Below are 16,363 nucleotides of genomic sequence, written 5' to 3'. Positions count from 1 at the left end.
AAGACAGGTCAGTTCAGACAGGGTAAGCCGCAACCGAAGCGGTATCGGGGGAACCGGGTATGACGCAGGAAACAACCAAGAGCAGCACCGAGGCGATGATTGAGCCCGGCGCCCTTGATAGGGAAACCCAGCGCAAGGTCGAGGAATATATCGAGCAGGAAGAAGGCGCCGCCAATCGCCTGTCCGGCTGGACCGGCCACCTGATCACCGCCATCGCCGTCATCATGACCCTCTTCCACATGTATGCGGCCTACGACATCGTACCCACGCAGGAACTGCGGCCGATCCATGTCGGCTTCGTCATGCTGCTGATCTTCCTGCTCTACCCGGTCGCCCTGCGCTTCCGCGACCGCATCCGCTGGTGGGATGTGCTCACGGCCCTGATCGGCATCGCCACCATGGCCTATCTGGTGATGGGCGGCGACGACCTGACCGATCGCGCCAGCCTGCCGAACCAGACCGACGTGATGGTCGGCGCGGTCTTCATCGTGCTGATCCTGGAAGCCACGCGGCGCACCACCGGCCCGATCATGCCCGTGGTCGGCATCCTGTTCATTCTCTACGCGATGTTCGGACCTTATCTGCCGGCACCCTGGACCCACCGCGGCTACGATGCCGAACGCCTGGTCGGCCATCTCTACATGACCCTGGAAGGCATCTTCGGCTCGGCCGTCGATGTCTCCTCCAGCCTGATCATCCTGTTCACCATCTTCGGCGCCATCCTGCAGTTCTCCGGTGCCGGCAAATTCTTCATCGACTTCTCCTTCTCCGCCATGGGCGGCAAGAGCACCAGCTCGGGTCGCGCCATCGTTCTGTCCTCCTTCCTGCTTGGCGGCCCGTCGGGCTCGGGCGTCGCCACCACGGTGACCATCGGCTCCGTCGCCTGGCCGATGCTGAAGAAATCGGGCTACGTTGCCTCGGCTGCCGGTGGTCTTCTGGCGGCCGGTGGTCTCGGCGCCATCATCTCGCCGCCGGTGCTGGGCGCCGCGGCCTTCCTGATCGCCGAGTTCCTCAAGATCTCCTATCTCGACGTCATCCGCATGGCGGCGATCCCCACCGTTCTCTACTACTTCTGCCTTCTGGCGATGGTCGAACTGGATGCCGGCAAGTACAACATCGCCGATGTCGACTTGGGCAAGCGCGACAGCCTGTGGACGCTGACCAAGCGCTACGGCTACCACTTCAGCTCGCTGTTCTCGATCGTCATCCTGATGCTGCTCGGCTTCTCGCCGGTGCTGTCGGTGTTCTGGGCGACGATTGCCGCCATCGTTGTGAGCTACTGCCGCCGCGAGAGCGCGTTGACGCCGAAGAAGCTGATCGAGGCGCTGGCCGCTGGCTCCATCGGCGTGCTGGGCACGGCGGCGACCTGCGCCGCGGCCGGTATTATCGTCGGCGTGGTGACGCTCACCGGCCTGGGGCTGAAGTTCAGCGCCATCGCCATCGCCTATGCCGGCGGCAGCCTGGTGCTGACCGCGATCTACACGGCGCTGATCGTGTGGATCGTCGGCCTCGCCGTCCCGGTTACCGCGTCCTACATCATCTGCGCGGTGATCGCCGCGCCGGCCCTGATCCAACTCGGCGTGCCCGACTACGCGGCCCATATGTTCATCTTCTATTACGCCGTGCTGTCGGAAGTCTCGCCGCCCACCGCGCTGTCGCCCTTTGCGGCGGCCGCCATCACCGGCGCCGACCCCTACCGCACCACGCTGCAGTCGTGGAAATACACCATGCCGGCTTTCCTGGTGCCCTTCGTTTTCGTGCTGGATCCGAACGGCGTCGGCCTGCTGCTGGTAACGCCCAAGGGCGGCGACTGGATGCAGATCGTAACTGTGACGCTGGCCACCGGCATCGGCATCTGGGCCTATGCCGGCGCCACCCAGGGCTGGCTGTTCGGCAAGACCGGCTGGCCGGTGCGCATCGCGCTGATCCTGGCAGGCACGCTGCTGCTCTTCCCGACGCTGATCGACGCCTTCTTCGACGTCATCACCATCGATCAGATCGGCCCGCTCAAGATCTCCGGTGTGGTGCTGGCCTTCGGTCTCGCCGCCTACCAGCGGCTGCGCGCCAAAGCCCTGGCAACCTGAAAACTTACGCGCTCGCCGGCACGGCCACGCCGTGCCGGCGGCGCAGCGCCAGAAACAGGTTGCCGAGCAACGGCAGCGCATAGACGGCGGTGAGCAGGCACCAGAGAACCGCCTCGCGGTTGTTCAGCTTCTCCAGCAGCAGCGCCAGCACCGGCAGGCTCAGCAGCAGGAAGACCAGCACCGCCTCGACGCCAAGCCGCAGACCCGGCGCGGCATCGCGGATATCGGCAAAGCCGGCCGCCAGGGCAAAGCGTCCCAGCCCGTCATCCTCACGGGCCGGTGACGGCGCCAGCCACAGCACCAGCAGGCGCAACACCAGGAAGCCGCCGACCGGCAGCAGGAAATAATCCATCGGGAAATCGCGGTAACGGCCGGCCGCCACCAGCATGACGCCGTGATAAATCACCCACAGCGCCAGCAGCGCGTACAGCCATTCGGCCTGGCGCAGGCGGCGCAATGCCGGCGGAGCATTCAGCAGGACACGCATCTGCCGCAACTCGCCCAGGCGCGCCCCCAGCGGCTGCAGCGTGAGCAGCGGCCGTGCCACACCGTGCAGACGGTCCAGCAGTTCCCGCAACAGCAAAACAGCGAAGATCGCCTGCAGGCTCACCAGGATGGCCGCTTCCGTCACATGCACCCAGGAATAGTTGTATTCCAGCCCGCGCTCAATGGCGGCAGCAAGCAGCGCGCCGATCCCCTGCACGAAGAAGACCGCGGCGGCGATGCCGGACGCCGGCAGCGCAATCACCGCCTGCGCATGCAGCACCAGCAGGATCAGGGCGATCAGCACCGACAAACCGGCAAAAAGCGGCCATTCCGGCAGGTTGGAAACCTTGCCGCCGACATCGAATTTCGGCTGGCGCAGTTCATCCAGCACGCCCCAGGCGCCGCCAATCGTGCCTTCCAGTTTCACCTTCCACGGCTGGTCGAAAGCCTCGACCAGGTTGTAGGACAGCCCCTCTTTCTGGGCCAGGCGCATGAAATCGGCGATGAAGCCGGCGGCCTCGGTGCGCGAGGGCACGGCATCGCGCCGTGAACGGCCTTCCGACGGCCAGCCGACCTCGCCAATCGTGATCGGCTTGCCCGGCAGCTTGGCCTGCACGGTGCGATAGACATCCATGATATGCGGCATCGAATGCGACGCCGCGATCGGCATGTCCTCCCAGTAGGGCAGGAAATGCACGGTGACGAAATCCACCTCGTTCAGCAACTGCGGGAACCGCAGCCAGAATTCCCAGACATCGGCATAGGTCACCGGTTGCTTCACGGCCGCCTTCACGCGACGGATATAGCCGATCAGCTGGTCCGCCGTGAGGTCCTTGCGCAGCAGAACCTCGTTGCCCACCACCAGCGACTTGATCGCATCCGGGTATTTGCTGGCGAGCGCGATGGCGGCTTCGACTTCCTTTTCGTTGATGGCGAGATCGGCCCCGAGCCAGACGCCCTGCATCACGTTGAGGCCGAGCTTCCGCGCCTCCGGCGGCACCACCTCAAGGCCTTCGCGTGAGGTATAGGTGCGGATGCCGCGTGCAATGCCCTTCAGGCTGTGCAGGTCTTCGATCACCTGTTCGGCGGAAGGGTAGACCATGTTGAGCGGCCCCTGGCCGCGACGGAATGGCGCAAAGGACACGCTTTCGATCATGCCGAGCTTCGGCCCCTTCGGATCCTGCCCCACCTGCACCGGATGATTGGGCAGCCACCAGCCAATCACGTTGACGGCGGCACCGATGGCAATGCAGATCAGCAGCCACAGAAAGCGGGAGGCCGGCTTGGGCGGCACAGTCATGGGAAGCGTCCGTCGGGCTGGAACTGGCGGGAAAAGGATTACTGGGCCGGGCTGCCCTGCGATTCCGGCGCCGTCACGGGCGCGGGAATGGCAGAGGTTTTGCTCGGCGGCTTCGGCGCGGTGCTGATGAAAGCCAGCAGCAGCGAGGCCCAGTAGGGCACCGACTGCGCCCACATCACCACCGCCCACAGCCGCGCTTCCGGGTCTTCACCGCCCTGGAAATTCCACATGCCAATGCCGGCCAGCAGCAGCAGCACGGCGATCAAGGTTTCTTCCTGGGCCATGATGAAGGCCTGCACCACGGCGGCCTGGTCCTCATGCTTGGGCGTGCGGATGAACGGCAGCTTCGACGTGAATAGGCCGTAGATCATCGCCTTGGCGATCGTATAGGTCAGCGCCAGACCGGCGAGGCCGGCGCCCAGTCGCTGCCGCAGGCTGCAGGGCACGCGGATTTTGTAGAGCCAGAGGAACTGCGCCAGCTTGGCGCCGAACACCGCCACCACCGGCAGCAGGAACAGCGCCAGCGGCAGTTCGAAATATTTCGGCAGCACCAGCACGCCGACGGTCCAGGCCAGCGAGGTGACGGCGAAGACCAGGCCCAGCGCATCGGCGAACCACGGCAGCCAGCCGGTGATGAAGTGATAGCGCTGCATCGGATCGAGCTTGCGCTCGTCGCCCGGCAGCATGTCGCGCCAGTGGCGCTTGATGATCTGCACGGCGCCATAGGCCCAACGGAAACGCTGGCTCTTGTAGCCGGAGAAGGTATCGGGCGTCAGGCCGTAGCCGTAGCGCTTGTCGGTGTAGACCGAGTGCCAGCCGCCGGCCAGCAGGCGCAGGCCCATCTCGGCATCCTCACAGATGCACCACTCAGCCCAGATGCCGACATGGTCGATGGCGGCGCGGCGCACCAGCGTCATGGTGCCATGCTGGATGATGGCGTCGCGTTCGTTGCGCTGGACCATGCCGATCTGGAAGAAGCCGGCATATTCCCAGTTGATGTATTCCTTGAAGCGGTCGTCGCGCCAGTCGTAATGGTCCTGCGGGGCCTGCACGAAGCCGACATCGGCACGGTCGAAATACGGCACCAGCGACTTCAGCCAGTCAGGCTCGACCAGATAGTCGGCATCGATCACGCCGACGATCTCGGCATCCTTGGCGGTGTTGCGCAGGGCAAAGTTCAGCGCGCCGGCCTTGAAGCCCTTGAGCGGCGAGACATGGAAGAAGCGGAACTTGTCGGCGCCAAGCTGCGCGCAATACTCCTGCACCGGCCGCCAGACCGCTTCGTCCTTGGTATTGTTGTCGATGATCAGCACCTCGAAATTCGGATAATCGAGGCGGTTGAGCGCATCCAGCGTGCGCTTCACCATTTCCGGCGGCTCGTTATAGGCCGGGATATGGATCGAGACCTTGGGCCAGGCGCGTTCGATATCGGTGCGGAACGGCAGGAAGTGGCGCTGGCGCCGGTTGGCCCAGATCACTTCGGAAAGCTCCAGCCCTTCCGCCAGCACCACCATGAACAGCAGCAGCAGCAACGGCAGCAGCATCGCCCACATCAGCGCGATGCCCGGACTCATATACGTGCGCAGGCCGGAATCGACCACCATCACCAGCGCACTGGTAATCACCTGGATCAGCGCGATGAAAAAGACCCGGCCGGAGAACCGCAGATCGGACCAGCGCGCCAGGAACCAGGCCATCAGCGGCAGCGCCAGCAGGATCGAGGCGGCGGCCAGTTGCGGCCAGTGCGGCCGATCGCTGACCGGGCCCACCATGGGGAATTTCGGCGTGCGGTCGGCATTGAAGACGCCCCAGTAGGCGCCGACGGAGCCTTCGATATTGCGCTTCCACGGCTGGTCGAAGGCTTCCTGGATGTAATAGTCGAGGCCGCGCTGGTTGGCGATGTTGAGGAAGGCGCGCAGGAATGCGGCCTGCGTGGTCGGGCTGGGGACGGCGTCGCGGCGCGTGCGGCCTTCCGATGGCCAGCCGATTTCGGTGATCACCACCTTCTTGGTCGGGAAGGCGTCTTTCACCTGCTGATAGCGGCTGAGCGCGTATTCCACCGCCTTTTCCGGCGACTGGCCTTCCCAGTAGGGCAGCAGATGGATGGCGATGAAATCGACCTCGCGGCCGAGCTGCGGGTAACGCAGCCAGATGTCCCAGGTTTCCGGCGTCGAGACTTCCACATGGCGGCCGCGATTGTTCAGGCCGGTACGCACGCGGCGGATATAGTCGACCAGGTCCTGGATCGGCATGTCGGCGCGCAGCAGCGTCTCGTTCCCGACCAGCACGCGCGTGATGTTCTGCTGCGTGGCCACGGTGTCGATCAGCTTGGTGATTTCTTCCTCGTTGCGCTCGAGGCGGCCATCGAGCCAGCTGCCCTGCATCACCTCGAAGCCGTAGCGGCCGGCGATCTCCGCGATCTTGCCCTGGCCGTCGAGCGTCGAGTAGGTGCGGATACGCTTCACCTGGCCCGACAGCACCTGCATGTCGTTTTCGATTTCGGCGTCGCTGGGGAAACGGTTGTTGCGCGGATCCTGGTCGCCGCGGAACGGCGAATAGTCGATGCCCGCGATTACTTCGCCCCAGGGCCGCGGCTCGATCGGCCGGTTCATATAGGCCCAGCCGGCGAGGTTGAGCACAGCAACGATGAGAAGGACGAACAGTCCCGAATAGCGCATGGCGGACTTGGACACGGATGCCCCGGAGCAAGAAGGAAACAAAAACTGGCCGACGGCACCGGAGCAACCGTACCGGCCCGGACCGCCATCACCGGAGGCTCCGGCTGGCCGTCTGAATAGGCAGGCAATATGGCGGCTTTACGGCGGTCGCCGGACTATACGGGCGGGCCTGAAAAGAGTCGAGAGGACGGCGGTTTACCGCCCATGGTCAGGCTTTGGCAGGGTCCAGCGGCAACGGTCCGTCGGTCTTGGCCGCCCGCAGCGCGAAATTGGACCGCACATCCTTCACCATCGGCAGGGTGATCAGGCGGTGACTGAGCCATTGTTCATAGGCCGCAAGGTCCGGCACCACGACTTCGGCCAGGAAGTCGGCCTCGCCCGAGACCATATGGGCCGCCACCACCTCCGGCATGGCGACCAGCGCCGCCTGCAACGCGGCGGCATTGCCGGCCGAATGCTTCTCCACGGTGATGCCGACGAATACTGTGAGCCCAAGGCCCAGTCTCGGCCGGTCCAGCAGCGCGCGATAACTGCGGATATAGCCCTCGTCCTCCAGCCGCTTGACCCGGCGCAGGCAGGGCGACGGCGACAGCCCGACCTTCTCGGCGAGATCGACATTGCTGAGACGGGCATCCGCCTGCAGGGCGGTCAGGATTTTCCGGTCCAGGCTATCCAGGTTCATATTTGGCACTATCTGCCTCATATCCTGACATATATTGACATATATTGCTGAGATAATGACAACCCGAGCAGAATTAGCAAGGACATGCCGCCGGATTTGCGGCGATCCTGCGCCTGCGACCGTTCCGGAGTCCCGCCATGTCCGCCGACAGCAGCCTTGCCGCGCCGCCCCCATCCACCACCGTCGAACCCGGCCGGCTGCTGGGGGCCGCCGCCGCGCTGGCCACCATCCTGCTCTGGGCCATTGGCCTCGTGATCACCCGCTTCGGCCTCACCTCGGGCACGCTGTCACTGTGGGACGTGATCTTCCTGCGCATGGTGCTGCCTGCCGTGTTGCTGCTGCCGCTGCTGTGGCGCCTGCCCGCCCCACCTGCAGGCCGGCGGCGCAGCCGGCATGTTCTGCTGCTGGGGATCATTGCGGCCGGCGCCGGCCTGCCCTTCATGCTGTCCGGCAGCACTGGAATGTTCTTTGCCCCTGCCGCCCATGCCGGCGCGCTGATGCCCGGCAGCATGCCGCTGTTCGCCGCCTTGCTGGCTGTGCTGTTCCTGGGCGAACGCTTCACCACCCAGCGCCGCATCGGCACCGTGCTGATGCTGCTCGGCGCCATCGCCGTCGGCGGCTGGCAGGTCATCGCCGGCCAAACAAGCGAAACGGGGGGAAGCACCTGGCGCGGCGACCTGCTGTTCGTGTTGGCCGGCGCGATGTGGGCCTGCTACACCGTGGCGTTGCGCAAAAGCGGCATCGGCGCCTGGCAGGCCGCTGCGCTGGCCTATACCAGCGCCTTCGCCCTCTACACGTCGGTCTATCTGCTCTGGCTCGACAGCCGGCTGCTCACTGCACCGGTCTTCGATATCGGCCTCCAGATCGTGCAGTCGGTCGCCTCCGGCCTGCTCAGCATGGCGCTCTACGGCTATGCCGTTCGTCGCCTCGGCGCCGCACCGGCCGCCGCCTTCGCCGCCCTGACGCCGGCGCTCACCGCTCTGCTGGCCGTACCGCTGCTCGGGGAATGGCCCGAACCGGTCACCTGGGCCGGAATCGTGGCGGTCAGCCTGGGCGTTGCGCTGGCCAATGGCGCGTTCGCCCGCTATGCTCGGACTAACCGATAAGGAGGTTAGGTATGTTCGATCACATTTCCATCGGCGTGCGCGACATCGCCCGCTCCGGTGCCTTCTACGACGCGGCCTTGCAGCCGCTCGGCTATACCCGGCTCTATCAGGGCGATTACGGCGTGGCCTATGGTGCCAAACAGCCGCAATTCTGGATCGACCGCACCGACAGCCCGGTGCCCGCCGATCCGAAACACTGCTTCCATCTCTGCTTCAGGGCGGAAAGCCGTGCTGCGGTGGATGCCTTCCATGCCGTCGCCCTGGCGCATGGCGGCACCGATAACGGCGCGCCGGGCCTTCGCCCGCAATACACGCCCACCTATTATGCCGGCTTCATCATCGATCCGGACGGGTACCGGATCGAAGCCGTGTGCTACGCCCCAGACTGATCCGTAAACCAGGCGCCATGCTCGACCATATCGACAAAGTCTTCAGCCCCGCCGCCTCGCCCCGCAGCGATGTCGAAATCTACCAGATGTGGGAAGTCTTCAAGGCGGTGAATGCCCGGGTGAAGGCCGGCGGCAAGGTGGTCAGCCTGCTGGCGGGCGAACCGACCCTGCCGCCGCCGCAGGCTGCCGTTCAGGCCGCGCAGGACGCGCTCTCCAGCGGCAGGCCACTGGGCTATACCGAGGCGCTGGGCATTCCGGCCCTGCGCGAAGGCATCGCGCAGCTGTATCGCCGCCGCCACGGCCTCGATGTGCCGGCCAGGCGCGTCGCTGTCACCGTCGGCACCTCGGCGGGGCTCATGATGGCCTTCATGGCCGCCTTTTCGGCAGGCGACACAGTGGCCGTAGTGGAGCCCAGCTACCCGGCCTATCGCGGCACGCTGAAAGCCATCGACCTGATCCCGCATCGCCTGAGCACCGACGCCGCCACCGGCTATCGCGTGACGCCGGCGATGATCGACGCCCTGCCGCCGGAAGTGAAAGGCGTAGTGATCGCCAGCCCGGCCAACCCGACCGGCACCATGCTGTCGGCCGACGAACTGCGCGCGATCTATGACCTGTGCCAGCGCAAGGGCCTGTGGCTGATCGTCGACGAGCTGTATCACGGCGTCACCTATGACAAGCCCGCCGATACCGTGCTGGCGGCCGGCGACGACGTCATCGTCATCAACGGCTTCTCCAAATACTGGGGCATGACCGGCTGGCGTCTCGGCTGGCTGGTGCTGCCCGACCGGCTGGTGCAGCGGATCGAGGGGCTGCATGGCTCCCTGCAGATTTCCGCGCCCACGCTCTCGCAGCTCGCCGGCATCGCGGCGCTGGATGCCGAGGCCGACCTGCTGGCCCGCGTCGACTCCTACCGCCGCAACCGCGCTGCCCTGTTGGCCGCCCTGCCGCGCTTCGGCATCACGCGGTTCGCCCCACCCGACGGCGCCTTCTATCTCTATGCCGATGTTGGCGACTTCACCGATGACAGCGTCGGCTTCTGCAAGCGTATCCTGGAGGAAACCGGCGTCGCGCTGGCGCCCGGCGTCGATTTCGACACCGCCGACGGGCGACACTTCCTGCGCTTCAGCTTCTGTATGGACTCCGCCATCGTCGACGAGGCCATCGCGCGTCTGGAACCGTGGTTCAAGAGCCTGAATCTCAGAACAGCGGCCGGTTGAAGTAGATATCGTAATTGGCCAGGCCCTGCTGCCGCATGCATTGCGACACGCCGATATTGTAGTCGCGATAGTCGTAGATCGGTTCGCGGCGGGTGTCGCAGGTCTCATAGCCGCCGTAGCATCGGCCCTTCTTGTTGCAGTGGCGCGGCTCCTGGCGGCAGGTGGTGTGGATTTTCTCGCCCACCTGGCGGATCAGCCAGCGGTTCCGGGCCTTGCAGCCGCCCCATTCCTCATAGGCGGCATAACATTGCTCACGGTTGGGCAGGCTGTCACAGTGATAGGCGGCGCAGGCAGGCAACACCACGGTCAGCGCCAGCAGCACCACCATGCGGGACAGGTATCGGGGGGCGGACATGACAGTCCTCGGCCAGGCGCGGGCTTCCGCTGGTCAGCCGATCTTGCTTGGGCGACGCGCCCGCCATGGGACACGCCGGTCTTTTTCCGGAAGCCTGCCTCAGGCGAAACGATGCTGCGCCATGGTGGCGGAATTGCGGCGCAAGGTTTCCGACTTTAGTCGATCTGCAGCAGCTGCCATTTCAGATAGGCGCTTTCCGGCAGATGCGGATGCACCGGATGGTCGGCATTGGCGCCGCCGCTATACAGGATGCGGCCCGAACGGCCGGCGGCATTGAGTCCGATGGCGATCTCCTTGGCGAAGACCTCACCCGGCAGCAGATGCGCACAGCAGGCAACGAACCAGATGCCACCCGGCCGCACCAGCGGGGCCGCCAGTTTCGCCAGCTTGCGATAGGCGCGGCTGCCCGGTCCGAGATCCTTGCGGCTTTTGACGAAGTTCGGCGGGTCGGTGACGACAACGCCATACTGCGCCTTGTCCGTGTTCAGCTTTTCCAGCGCGAGGAAGGCTTCCGCCTTCTCGAAACGCGCCAGCTTGGCCAGGCCATTGTCCTTCGCCGCCTGCGTCGCCTGTTCGATGGCCAGCTCCGACCGGTCGATACCATGCACGCTCTTGGCGCCGGCCTTGGCAGCCGTGAGCGCGAAGGCACCGGAGTTGCAGTAGAGATCGAGCACATCCTGGCCCTTCGCCAGCGCCGCCAGCTTGCCGCGCGCCTCGGCCAGATCGAAATACCAGCCGGTCTTCTGGCCTTCCAGCAGGTCGAGGGCAAAACGCGCGCCGCCCTCTTCCACCACGGCGCCGCCATCCAGCTTGCCGGCTGCCAGCCGGATTTCCTGCTCCAGGCCTTCCAGCGCACGCACCGGCGCGTCGTTGCGCAGCACCACCGCGCGCGGCTTGAGTAACGCCTGCAGAACATCGAGCAGCAGCGGCAGCAGGGCTTCGGCGCCGGCCGTATTGGCCTGCACGCTCAGCACGTCGTCATAGCGGTCGATCACGAAACCGGGCATGCCATCGGCTTCGGCATGCACCAGGCGGTAATACGGGCGAGCGAAGCAGCGTTCCCGCAACTTCAGTGCGGTCTGCAACCGGGCGGTGAGAAAGGCCGCATCTACTTTCGCGTCGACATCACCGCTCCATAAACGCGCGGCAATCAGCGAATGCGGATTGAAACTCGCGATTCCGAGACCGCCGCCATGCGAGTCGTACAGCCGCACAAGGCTGCCGGGTGGAAGTTTCTTGGCTTCGGCATCGAGTTCTATCTCGTTGGAATAGACCCACGGATGGCCACCCCTAACACGGCGGTCTTCGCGCGCTTTCACGCGCAGAACGGGCAACGCCTTGATTGTCATGGACAAATCCTCATCGAATGGTCTATCAGCGCAGGGCAGTCATCGCGCTGCAAAATTTTGAGAGCGAACCTTAATCGATGTTCACCCTGCACGACCAGTTGCGCCGCGATACTTTCGCCGTCTGTCGCATGAAGCTTTGTCTGGTCCAGTTGATGAACGACAGCCAGTATCCCTGGCTTATCCTGGTACCCGCCGTCGCCAACATCACCGAAATCGCCGAGCTGAACGAAAAGCAGCGCAAGCTGCTGATCAACGAGATCGCCCAGGCCCAGCGCGTGCTGCAGCATTGCTACAGCCCGTTCAAACTCAATGTCGCCGCCCTGGGCAACGCCGTGCCGCAGCTGCATGTACATGTGATCGCCCGCTTCAAGGAAGACCCGGCCTGGCCGAATCCGATCTGGGGCAAACAGCCGCCGGTGCCTTACGACGATGCCGGCCTGCGCGCCGCCATCGCCAAGCTGCAGAACGCCTTCATTACCCGGGTCTGACTCCCTATACTGCCAGCATGACACCGGAAACCATTGAAGTGATCGGCATGATTGCCGGCGGTATCACCACGCTGGCCTATGTGCCGCAGGTGGTGAAGGTCTGGCGCAGCCGTTCGGCGCGCGACATCTCGCTGGGCATGTTCCTGCTGATGAATGTCGGCATCGCGCTCTGGCTGGTCTACGGTTTCCTGATCGGCTCGCCCGGCCTGATCGGCGCCAATACGGTCACGCTCTGCCTCACCGCCGCCGTCCTGGTGGCCAAGCTGAGATTCGACCGGGAGCCGGCCGCCGGTTCTGCGTCTGCCGGTCCGGCTGGTCAGTAGCGCCGACTAGCCAGTCAGACTGGCCCATCGTATAACCGGCGACATGCGCCGCCGGGATTTCCTGCACTCGTCTCTGGCTCTGGGCACTGCCGCCGCAGTCGCCCCGCTGTTCCCCGTGCAGGCCCGCGATACCGGCGGCTTTTTCCGCATCCTCACCGGCTCGGCCCATACCACCGCTTTCCCGGTCGGCGTCACGGTTGCGTCCGCCATCTCCAATCCGCCGGGCAGCCGCGCCTGCGACAAGGGCGGCTCCTGCGGGGTGCCCGGCCTGATCGCCGTGGCGCTCACCAGCCAGGGCTCTGTCGCCAACCTCGCCGCCATCGGCAACGACAGCATCGAAAGCGGCTTTGCCCAGGCCGATCTGGTTGCCAGCGCCTATCAGGGCGAAGGTCTGTATTTCCGCCGGGCCAAGCAGGGCAACCTGCGCGCGCTGGCCAGCCTGTATCCCGAAACCATTCATCTGGTGGTGCGCCGCGGCAGCAACATCACCGATATCCGCGAACTGGCGGGCAAGCGCGTCTCCATCGACCGCACCGGCTCCGGCATCCGCTTCAACGCCGAGATCATCCTGACCGCCTATGGCGTGCGGCTGAACCAGCTGAAGCTGCTGGAGGTCGATCCGGGCGAAGCCGCCGACCTGATGGCGAAAGACCAGCTCGACGCCTTCTTCCTGGTCTCCGGCCAGCCGGCGCCGACGGTGGGCGATCTCACCGACCGCGCGATTGCCACCCTGGTGCCGCTGTCGGGTCCGCAGATCGCCGGCGCCCTGCGCCGCCATCCCTTCTTCAGCCGCGACGTGATCCCCGCCGGCACCTATAACAACGTGCCCGAGACCGAGACACTCGGTATCGGCATGCAGTGGATCGGGCCGGAAAGCCTCGACCCGTATCTGGTTTACGAGATTCTGCGTTCGCTCTGGCATCCGCGCAATCGCAAGATGCTGGATGCCGGCCATGCAATGGCCCAGCGCATCCGGCTCGGCACCGCCCTGCTCGGCGTCTCGATTCCGCTGCATGCGGGCGCCGAGCGCTATTACCGCGAAATGAAGCTGATCACCTGAGGCTCAGACGCCCATGAAAGCCAGAGAGCATCCACTGCTTTGAGGCTGCCGCTCTGGGTCCCCGCTTTCGCGGGGACGACGGGGGAAATTCATCTCTCCCGTTTTCAGTTCTCCGGCAGCGGCGCTTCTTTGGCCGAGGCCGCGATCCACTCCTGCATCGCCGGCAGCGCATAGATCGCGTTCACATAGGCCTCGGAGATCGGGTCCATGGTGACGCCATAGCTGCGCAGGCGCGTCGCCACCGGGGCATACATCGCATCCGCGATGGTGAAGCGGCCGAACAGGAACTCGCCGCCGCCATTCACCCCGAACCGGCCGCGGCAGTCCTGCCAGATCTGCTGCACGCGCGCGATGTCCAGCCTGGCCTCGTCGCCGGGGCTGACGCCCTGCTGGGCCAGCGGGCTGAGTTTGCAGATATCCATCGGCAGTTCACGGCGCAGCGCCACGAATCCGGCATGCATCTCGCTCATCACGCTGCGCGCCACCGCGCGGGCGCGCGGATCGTCGGGCAGCAGCTTCGCCTCGGGCCATGTCTCGGCGATATAGTCGCAGATCGCCAGGCTCTCCCACACCGTCAGGTCGCCGTGCTTGAGGATTGGCAGCTTGCCCGCCGGCGAATGCAGCAGGATTTCGGCCTTGGTCTCGGGCCGGCGCAGCACGATCATCGCCTCGTCAAAGCTCTGGCCGGCCGCCTTCAAGGCCAGCCAGGGCCGCAGGCTCCAGCTCGAGTAGTTCTTGTTGCCGATGACAAGGGTCAGATCGCTCACAGATTGCTCCTGCAGATAACTTCGTATTGCCCCGTATTTCACAAAACAGGCCGAGACCTTATAAACGAGGCTCCGGTTTCCGCCCATCTCCATATTGAGCCATACTTCCTGAGGACGCGCCCGTGCCTGCCACCCTGATTGCCAAGTCTGCCGCCGCCCTGCCTGTCGAGATCTGCACGCCGAAGCAGTGGGCGGCCCGCCTGCCGAAGGAAAAGGGCCTGGTCGCCGGCCTCGCCGCCGCGCAGGCCTTTGGCGCCAAGGCCGGCCAGGTGCTGGTGGTGCCCGACGCGAAGACCGGCAAACCGGCCCGCGTGATCGCCGGCATCGCCGAGACGCCGGATCTGTGGTCCTGGGCCGCCATCGCGCAGGCGCTGCCGGCCGGCGACTACAGGCTGACCGATACCAAGGCCGGCGACGCGGCGGCGCTGGGCTGGGCGCTCAACGCCTATCGCTTCGACCGCTACAAGAAGATCGAAAGAAAGACCGTGCGCCTGGTCTGGCCGGCGAAAGCCAACCAGCAGCGCGTGACGGCGCTGCATGACGGCATCGTGCTGGCGCGCGACCTGATCAACACGCCATCTGGTGACATGGGCCCGGCCGAGCTGGCGGAAGCCGCGCGCGGCGTGGCCCTGCTCGGCGGCGCCGAGTTCAGCACCATCATCGGCGACGAACTGCTGGAGCAGAATTACCCGATGATCCATGCGGTCGGCCGCGCCAGCGTGCGCCTGCCGCGCCTGATCGACCTGCGCTGGGGCAACCCGAAGCATCCGAAACTGACCCTGGTCGGCAAGGGCGTCTGCTTCGACACCGGCGGTCTCGATCTCAAGCCCTCGGCCGGCATGCTGCTGATGAAAAAGGACATGGGCGGGGCTGCCGTGATGCTCGGCCTGGCCGCCACCATCATGGCGATGAAGCTGCCGGTGCGGCTGCGCCTGCTGATCGCCGCGGTGGAGAACAGCGTCTCGGGCAACGCCTTCCGGCCCGGCGATGTGCTGACCAGCCGCAAGGGCATCACGGTCGAGATCGGCAACACCGATGCCGAAGGCCGCCTGGTGCTCGGCGATGCGCTGGCCGAAGCCGATACCGAAAAGCCCGACTGGCTGATCGATGCCGCCACGCTGACGGGCGCTGCCCGCGTCGCCGTCGGCCCCGACCTGCCGGCGCTCTATGCCGATGAGGATGCGATGGCGCAGGCCCTGCTCGATGCGGGCCTGAGCGTGGCCGATCCGCTGTGGCGCATGCCGCTGCACAAGGGCTATCGCGAGTATATCGAGGGCAAGGTGGCCGATATCAGCAACTCGGGCGACACGCCCTTTGCCGGTTCGATCACCGCGGCGCTGTTCCTCAAGGAATTCGTGGCCAAGACGAAGTCCTACGCCCATCTCGACATGTTCGCCTGGAACCCGAAGCCGCGCGCCGGCCGGCCCTGGGGCGCCGAGGCCACCGGCCTGCGCGCGCTCTATGCGGCCATCGAGAAGCGCTACGGGAAGACGTGAAGTAAAGGCCCTCCCCCCCCGGAAACCGCCCCGAACCTGTCACCAATCGCGGTTTTCTCACAACCGCAGAGCCCGGAAGGCATCTGGTCACAGCCGGGTCACAGGCGTCACAGCCTTATCGGCAGCGCCAAGCCAGGCGTCGCCGTAGTCTCCTCCCAACATCAGTCGAGACGTAAAAACTCAAAAACGGAGACAGCCATGATCATCCCCGGTGCCGCCTTCTTCCTCGTTCTCGCTGTGCTGCAGTTCTTCATCATCGCCGACGGCCTGGTGTCCTGGTTCCATATGGACTGGACCATCGCCGCCAACTTCGCCGCCATGCTCAGCGGCCTGCCGCTGTTCGCCGCCTTCAACCTGATGCGGCCGCGCCGCCAGCCCCATCGTCACGAACGCGCCTGATTTCTGAAGCCGCCTGATTTTCTAAAGCCGAGCATTTCCAACGAAGCGATATTTCCGCTCCGATAGCCCTCCCCGTCCGACCTGACCTGGAGCCCACCCTCCAGGTCAGGTTTTTTTATGGGCGACGATAAAAAACACTCCGTACACGCGCTTGCAGCGTCTCTGCAATTTCGAGGTAGAT

At 65.2% G+C, this 16,363-nt stretch carries 15 protein-coding genes; 9 read left to right on the top strand and 6 right to left on the bottom strand.

All coding sequences use genetic code 11. The features are described from left to right. The first annotated feature begins 59 nt into the window (after window positions 1–59). Complete coding sequence (locus AC1ROB_RS09645) at window positions 60–2,084, top strand: TRAP transporter permease (RefSeq protein WP_492971398.1); 2,025 nt, start codon at window positions 60–62, stop codon at window positions 2,082–2,084. A 4-nt stretch (window positions 2,085–2,088) separates the two neighbouring features. Here AC1ROB_RS09645 and AC1ROB_RS09640 read toward each other — a convergent pair whose 3' ends face one another. From AC1ROB_RS09640 to AC1ROB_RS09630, 3 genes are all read right to left on the bottom strand, one after another. Continuing rightward, window positions 2,089–3,870: a glycoside hydrolase family 17 protein gene (locus tag AC1ROB_RS09640; RefSeq protein ID WP_492971399.1), complete on the bottom strand. Its 1,782-nt coding sequence runs from the start codon at window positions 3,868–3,870 to the stop codon at window positions 2,089–2,091. A 38-nt stretch (window positions 3,871–3,908) separates the two neighbouring features. Beyond that, window positions 3,909–6,563, bottom strand: a complete 2,655-nt coding sequence (locus tag AC1ROB_RS09635) for a glycosyltransferase (protein WP_492971400.1) — start codon at window positions 6,561–6,563, stop codon at window positions 3,909–3,911. Window positions 6,564–6,756: 193 nt separating this feature from the next. Beyond that, on the bottom strand, window positions 6,757–7,230 hold the full coding sequence (locus AC1ROB_RS09630; RefSeq protein WP_492971401.1) for an Lrp/AsnC family transcriptional regulator: 474 nt from the start codon (window positions 7,228–7,230) through the stop codon (window positions 6,757–6,759). 137 nt (window positions 7,231–7,367) lie between these two features. On the opposite strand from AC1ROB_RS09630, the gene AC1ROB_RS09625 reads away from it, so the two are divergent. The 3 genes from AC1ROB_RS09625 to AC1ROB_RS09615 are packed head-to-tail and all read left to right on the top strand — an operon-like array spanning window position 7,368 to window position 9,945. Further along, complete coding sequence (locus tag AC1ROB_RS09625) at window positions 7,368–8,336, top strand: DMT family transporter (RefSeq protein WP_492971402.1); 969 nt, start codon at window positions 7,368–7,370, stop codon at window positions 8,334–8,336. Window positions 8,337–8,347: 11 nt separating this feature from the next. Further along, window positions 8,348–8,725, top strand: coding sequence for a VOC family protein (locus tag AC1ROB_RS09620; RefSeq protein ID WP_492971403.1), 378 nt, complete (start codon window positions 8,348–8,350; stop codon window positions 8,723–8,725). Window positions 8,726–8,742: 17 nt separating this feature from the next. Beyond that, complete coding sequence (locus AC1ROB_RS09615) at window positions 8,743–9,945, top strand: pyridoxal phosphate-dependent aminotransferase (protein WP_492971404.1); 1,203 nt, start codon at window positions 8,743–8,745, stop codon at window positions 9,943–9,945. On the opposite strand, the gene AC1ROB_RS09610 is transcribed toward AC1ROB_RS09615, so the two are convergent. Together AC1ROB_RS09610 and AC1ROB_RS09605 are read right to left on the bottom strand one after the other, a co-directional pair. Then, complete coding sequence (locus tag AC1ROB_RS09610; protein WP_492971405.1) at window positions 9,926–10,300, bottom strand: hypothetical protein; 375 nt, start codon at window positions 10,298–10,300, stop codon at window positions 9,926–9,928. The genes AC1ROB_RS09615 and AC1ROB_RS09610 overlap by 20 nt on opposite strands. A gap of 155 nt (window positions 10,301–10,455) precedes the next feature. Further along, complete coding sequence (locus tag AC1ROB_RS09605; protein ID WP_492971406.1) at window positions 10,456–11,649, bottom strand: class I SAM-dependent rRNA methyltransferase; 1,194 nt, start codon at window positions 11,647–11,649, stop codon at window positions 10,456–10,458. A 77-nt stretch (window positions 11,650–11,726) separates the two neighbouring features. On the opposite strand from AC1ROB_RS09605, the gene AC1ROB_RS09600 reads away from it, so the two are divergent. From AC1ROB_RS09600 to AC1ROB_RS09590, 3 genes are read left to right on the top strand one after another with little or no spacing between them, the layout of a single operon-like run. Further along, window positions 11,727–12,137, top strand: coding sequence for an HIT domain-containing protein (locus tag AC1ROB_RS09600; protein ID WP_492971407.1), 411 nt, complete (start codon window positions 11,727–11,729; stop codon window positions 12,135–12,137). Between the two features lie 17 nt (window positions 12,138–12,154). After that, window positions 12,155–12,460 carry a SemiSWEET family sugar transporter gene (locus AC1ROB_RS09595; RefSeq protein ID WP_492971408.1) on the top strand — a complete coding sequence of 102 codons (306 nt, stop codon included), beginning with the start codon at window positions 12,155–12,157 and terminating at the stop codon, window positions 12,458–12,460. 43 nt (window positions 12,461–12,503) lie between these two features. Further along, on the top strand, window positions 12,504–13,520 hold the full coding sequence (locus tag AC1ROB_RS09590) for a TAXI family TRAP transporter solute-binding subunit (RefSeq protein ID WP_492971409.1): 1,017 nt from the start codon (window positions 12,504–12,506) through the stop codon (window positions 13,518–13,520). A gap of 104 nt (window positions 13,521–13,624) precedes the next feature. On the opposite strand, the gene AC1ROB_RS09585 is transcribed toward AC1ROB_RS09590, so the two are convergent. Continuing rightward, the gene (locus AC1ROB_RS09585) at window positions 13,625–14,287 is read right to left on the bottom strand and encodes a glutathione S-transferase family protein (protein WP_492971410.1); all 663 of its coding nucleotides are present in this window, start codon (window positions 14,285–14,287) and stop codon (window positions 13,625–13,627) included. 122 nt (window positions 14,288–14,409) lie between these two features. Here AC1ROB_RS09585 and AC1ROB_RS09580 point away from each other — a divergent pair, with 122 nt between their 5' ends. Then, window positions 14,410–15,783: a leucyl aminopeptidase family protein gene (locus tag AC1ROB_RS09580; protein ID WP_492971411.1), complete on the top strand. Its 1,374-nt coding sequence runs from the start codon at window positions 14,410–14,412 to the stop codon at window positions 15,781–15,783. Window positions 15,784–15,981: 198 nt separating this feature from the next. Next, the gene (locus tag AC1ROB_RS09575) at window positions 15,982–16,182 is read left to right on the top strand and encodes a hypothetical protein (protein ID WP_492971412.1); all 201 of its coding nucleotides are present in this window, start codon (window positions 15,982–15,984) and stop codon (window positions 16,180–16,182) included. The last annotated feature ends 181 nt before the right edge of the window (window positions 16,183–16,363 follow it).

The organism is Ferrovibrio sp. GW821-FHT12F09 (genome assembly GCF_058806775.1).
This window is presented reverse-complemented; position numbering and strand designations above follow the sequence as displayed.

Excerpts from the sequence above, each read along its gene's own strand:
- AC1ROB_RS09645 (WP_492971398.1), top strand. The coding sequence starts at position 60 with ATGACGCAGGAAACAACCAAGAGCAGCACCGAGGCGATGATTGAGCCC.
- AC1ROB_RS09640 (WP_492971399.1), bottom strand. The coding sequence starts at position 3,870 with ATGACTGTGCCGCCCAAGCCGGCCTCCCGCTTTCTGTGGCTGCTGATC.
- AC1ROB_RS09630 (WP_492971401.1), bottom strand. The coding sequence starts at position 7,230 with ATGAACCTGGATAGCCTGGACCGGAAAATCCTGACCGCCCTGCAGGCG.
- AC1ROB_RS09625 (WP_492971402.1), top strand. The coding sequence starts at position 7,368 with ATGTCCGCCGACAGCAGCCTTGCCGCGCCGCCCCCATCCACCACCGTC.
- AC1ROB_RS09620 (WP_492971403.1), top strand. The coding sequence starts at position 8,348 with ATGTTCGATCACATTTCCATCGGCGTGCGCGACATCGCCCGCTCCGGT.
- AC1ROB_RS09615 (WP_492971404.1), top strand. The coding sequence starts at position 8,743 with ATGCTCGACCATATCGACAAAGTCTTCAGCCCCGCCGCCTCGCCCCGC.
- AC1ROB_RS09610 (WP_492971405.1), bottom strand. The coding sequence starts at position 10,300 with ATGTCCGCCCCCCGATACCTGTCCCGCATGGTGGTGCTGCTGGCGCTG.
- AC1ROB_RS09605 (WP_492971406.1), bottom strand. The coding sequence starts at position 11,649 with ATGACAATCAAGGCGTTGCCCGTTCTGCGCGTGAAAGCGCGCGAAGAC.
- AC1ROB_RS09600 (WP_492971407.1), top strand. The coding sequence starts at position 11,727 with ATGTTCACCCTGCACGACCAGTTGCGCCGCGATACTTTCGCCGTCTGT.
- AC1ROB_RS09595 (WP_492971408.1), top strand. The coding sequence starts at position 12,155 with ATGACACCGGAAACCATTGAAGTGATCGGCATGATTGCCGGCGGTATC.
- AC1ROB_RS09590 (WP_492971409.1), top strand. The coding sequence starts at position 12,504 with ATGCGCCGCCGGGATTTCCTGCACTCGTCTCTGGCTCTGGGCACTGCC.
- AC1ROB_RS09575 (WP_492971412.1), top strand. The coding sequence starts at position 15,982 with ATGATCATCCCCGGTGCCGCCTTCTTCCTCGTTCTCGCTGTGCTGCAG.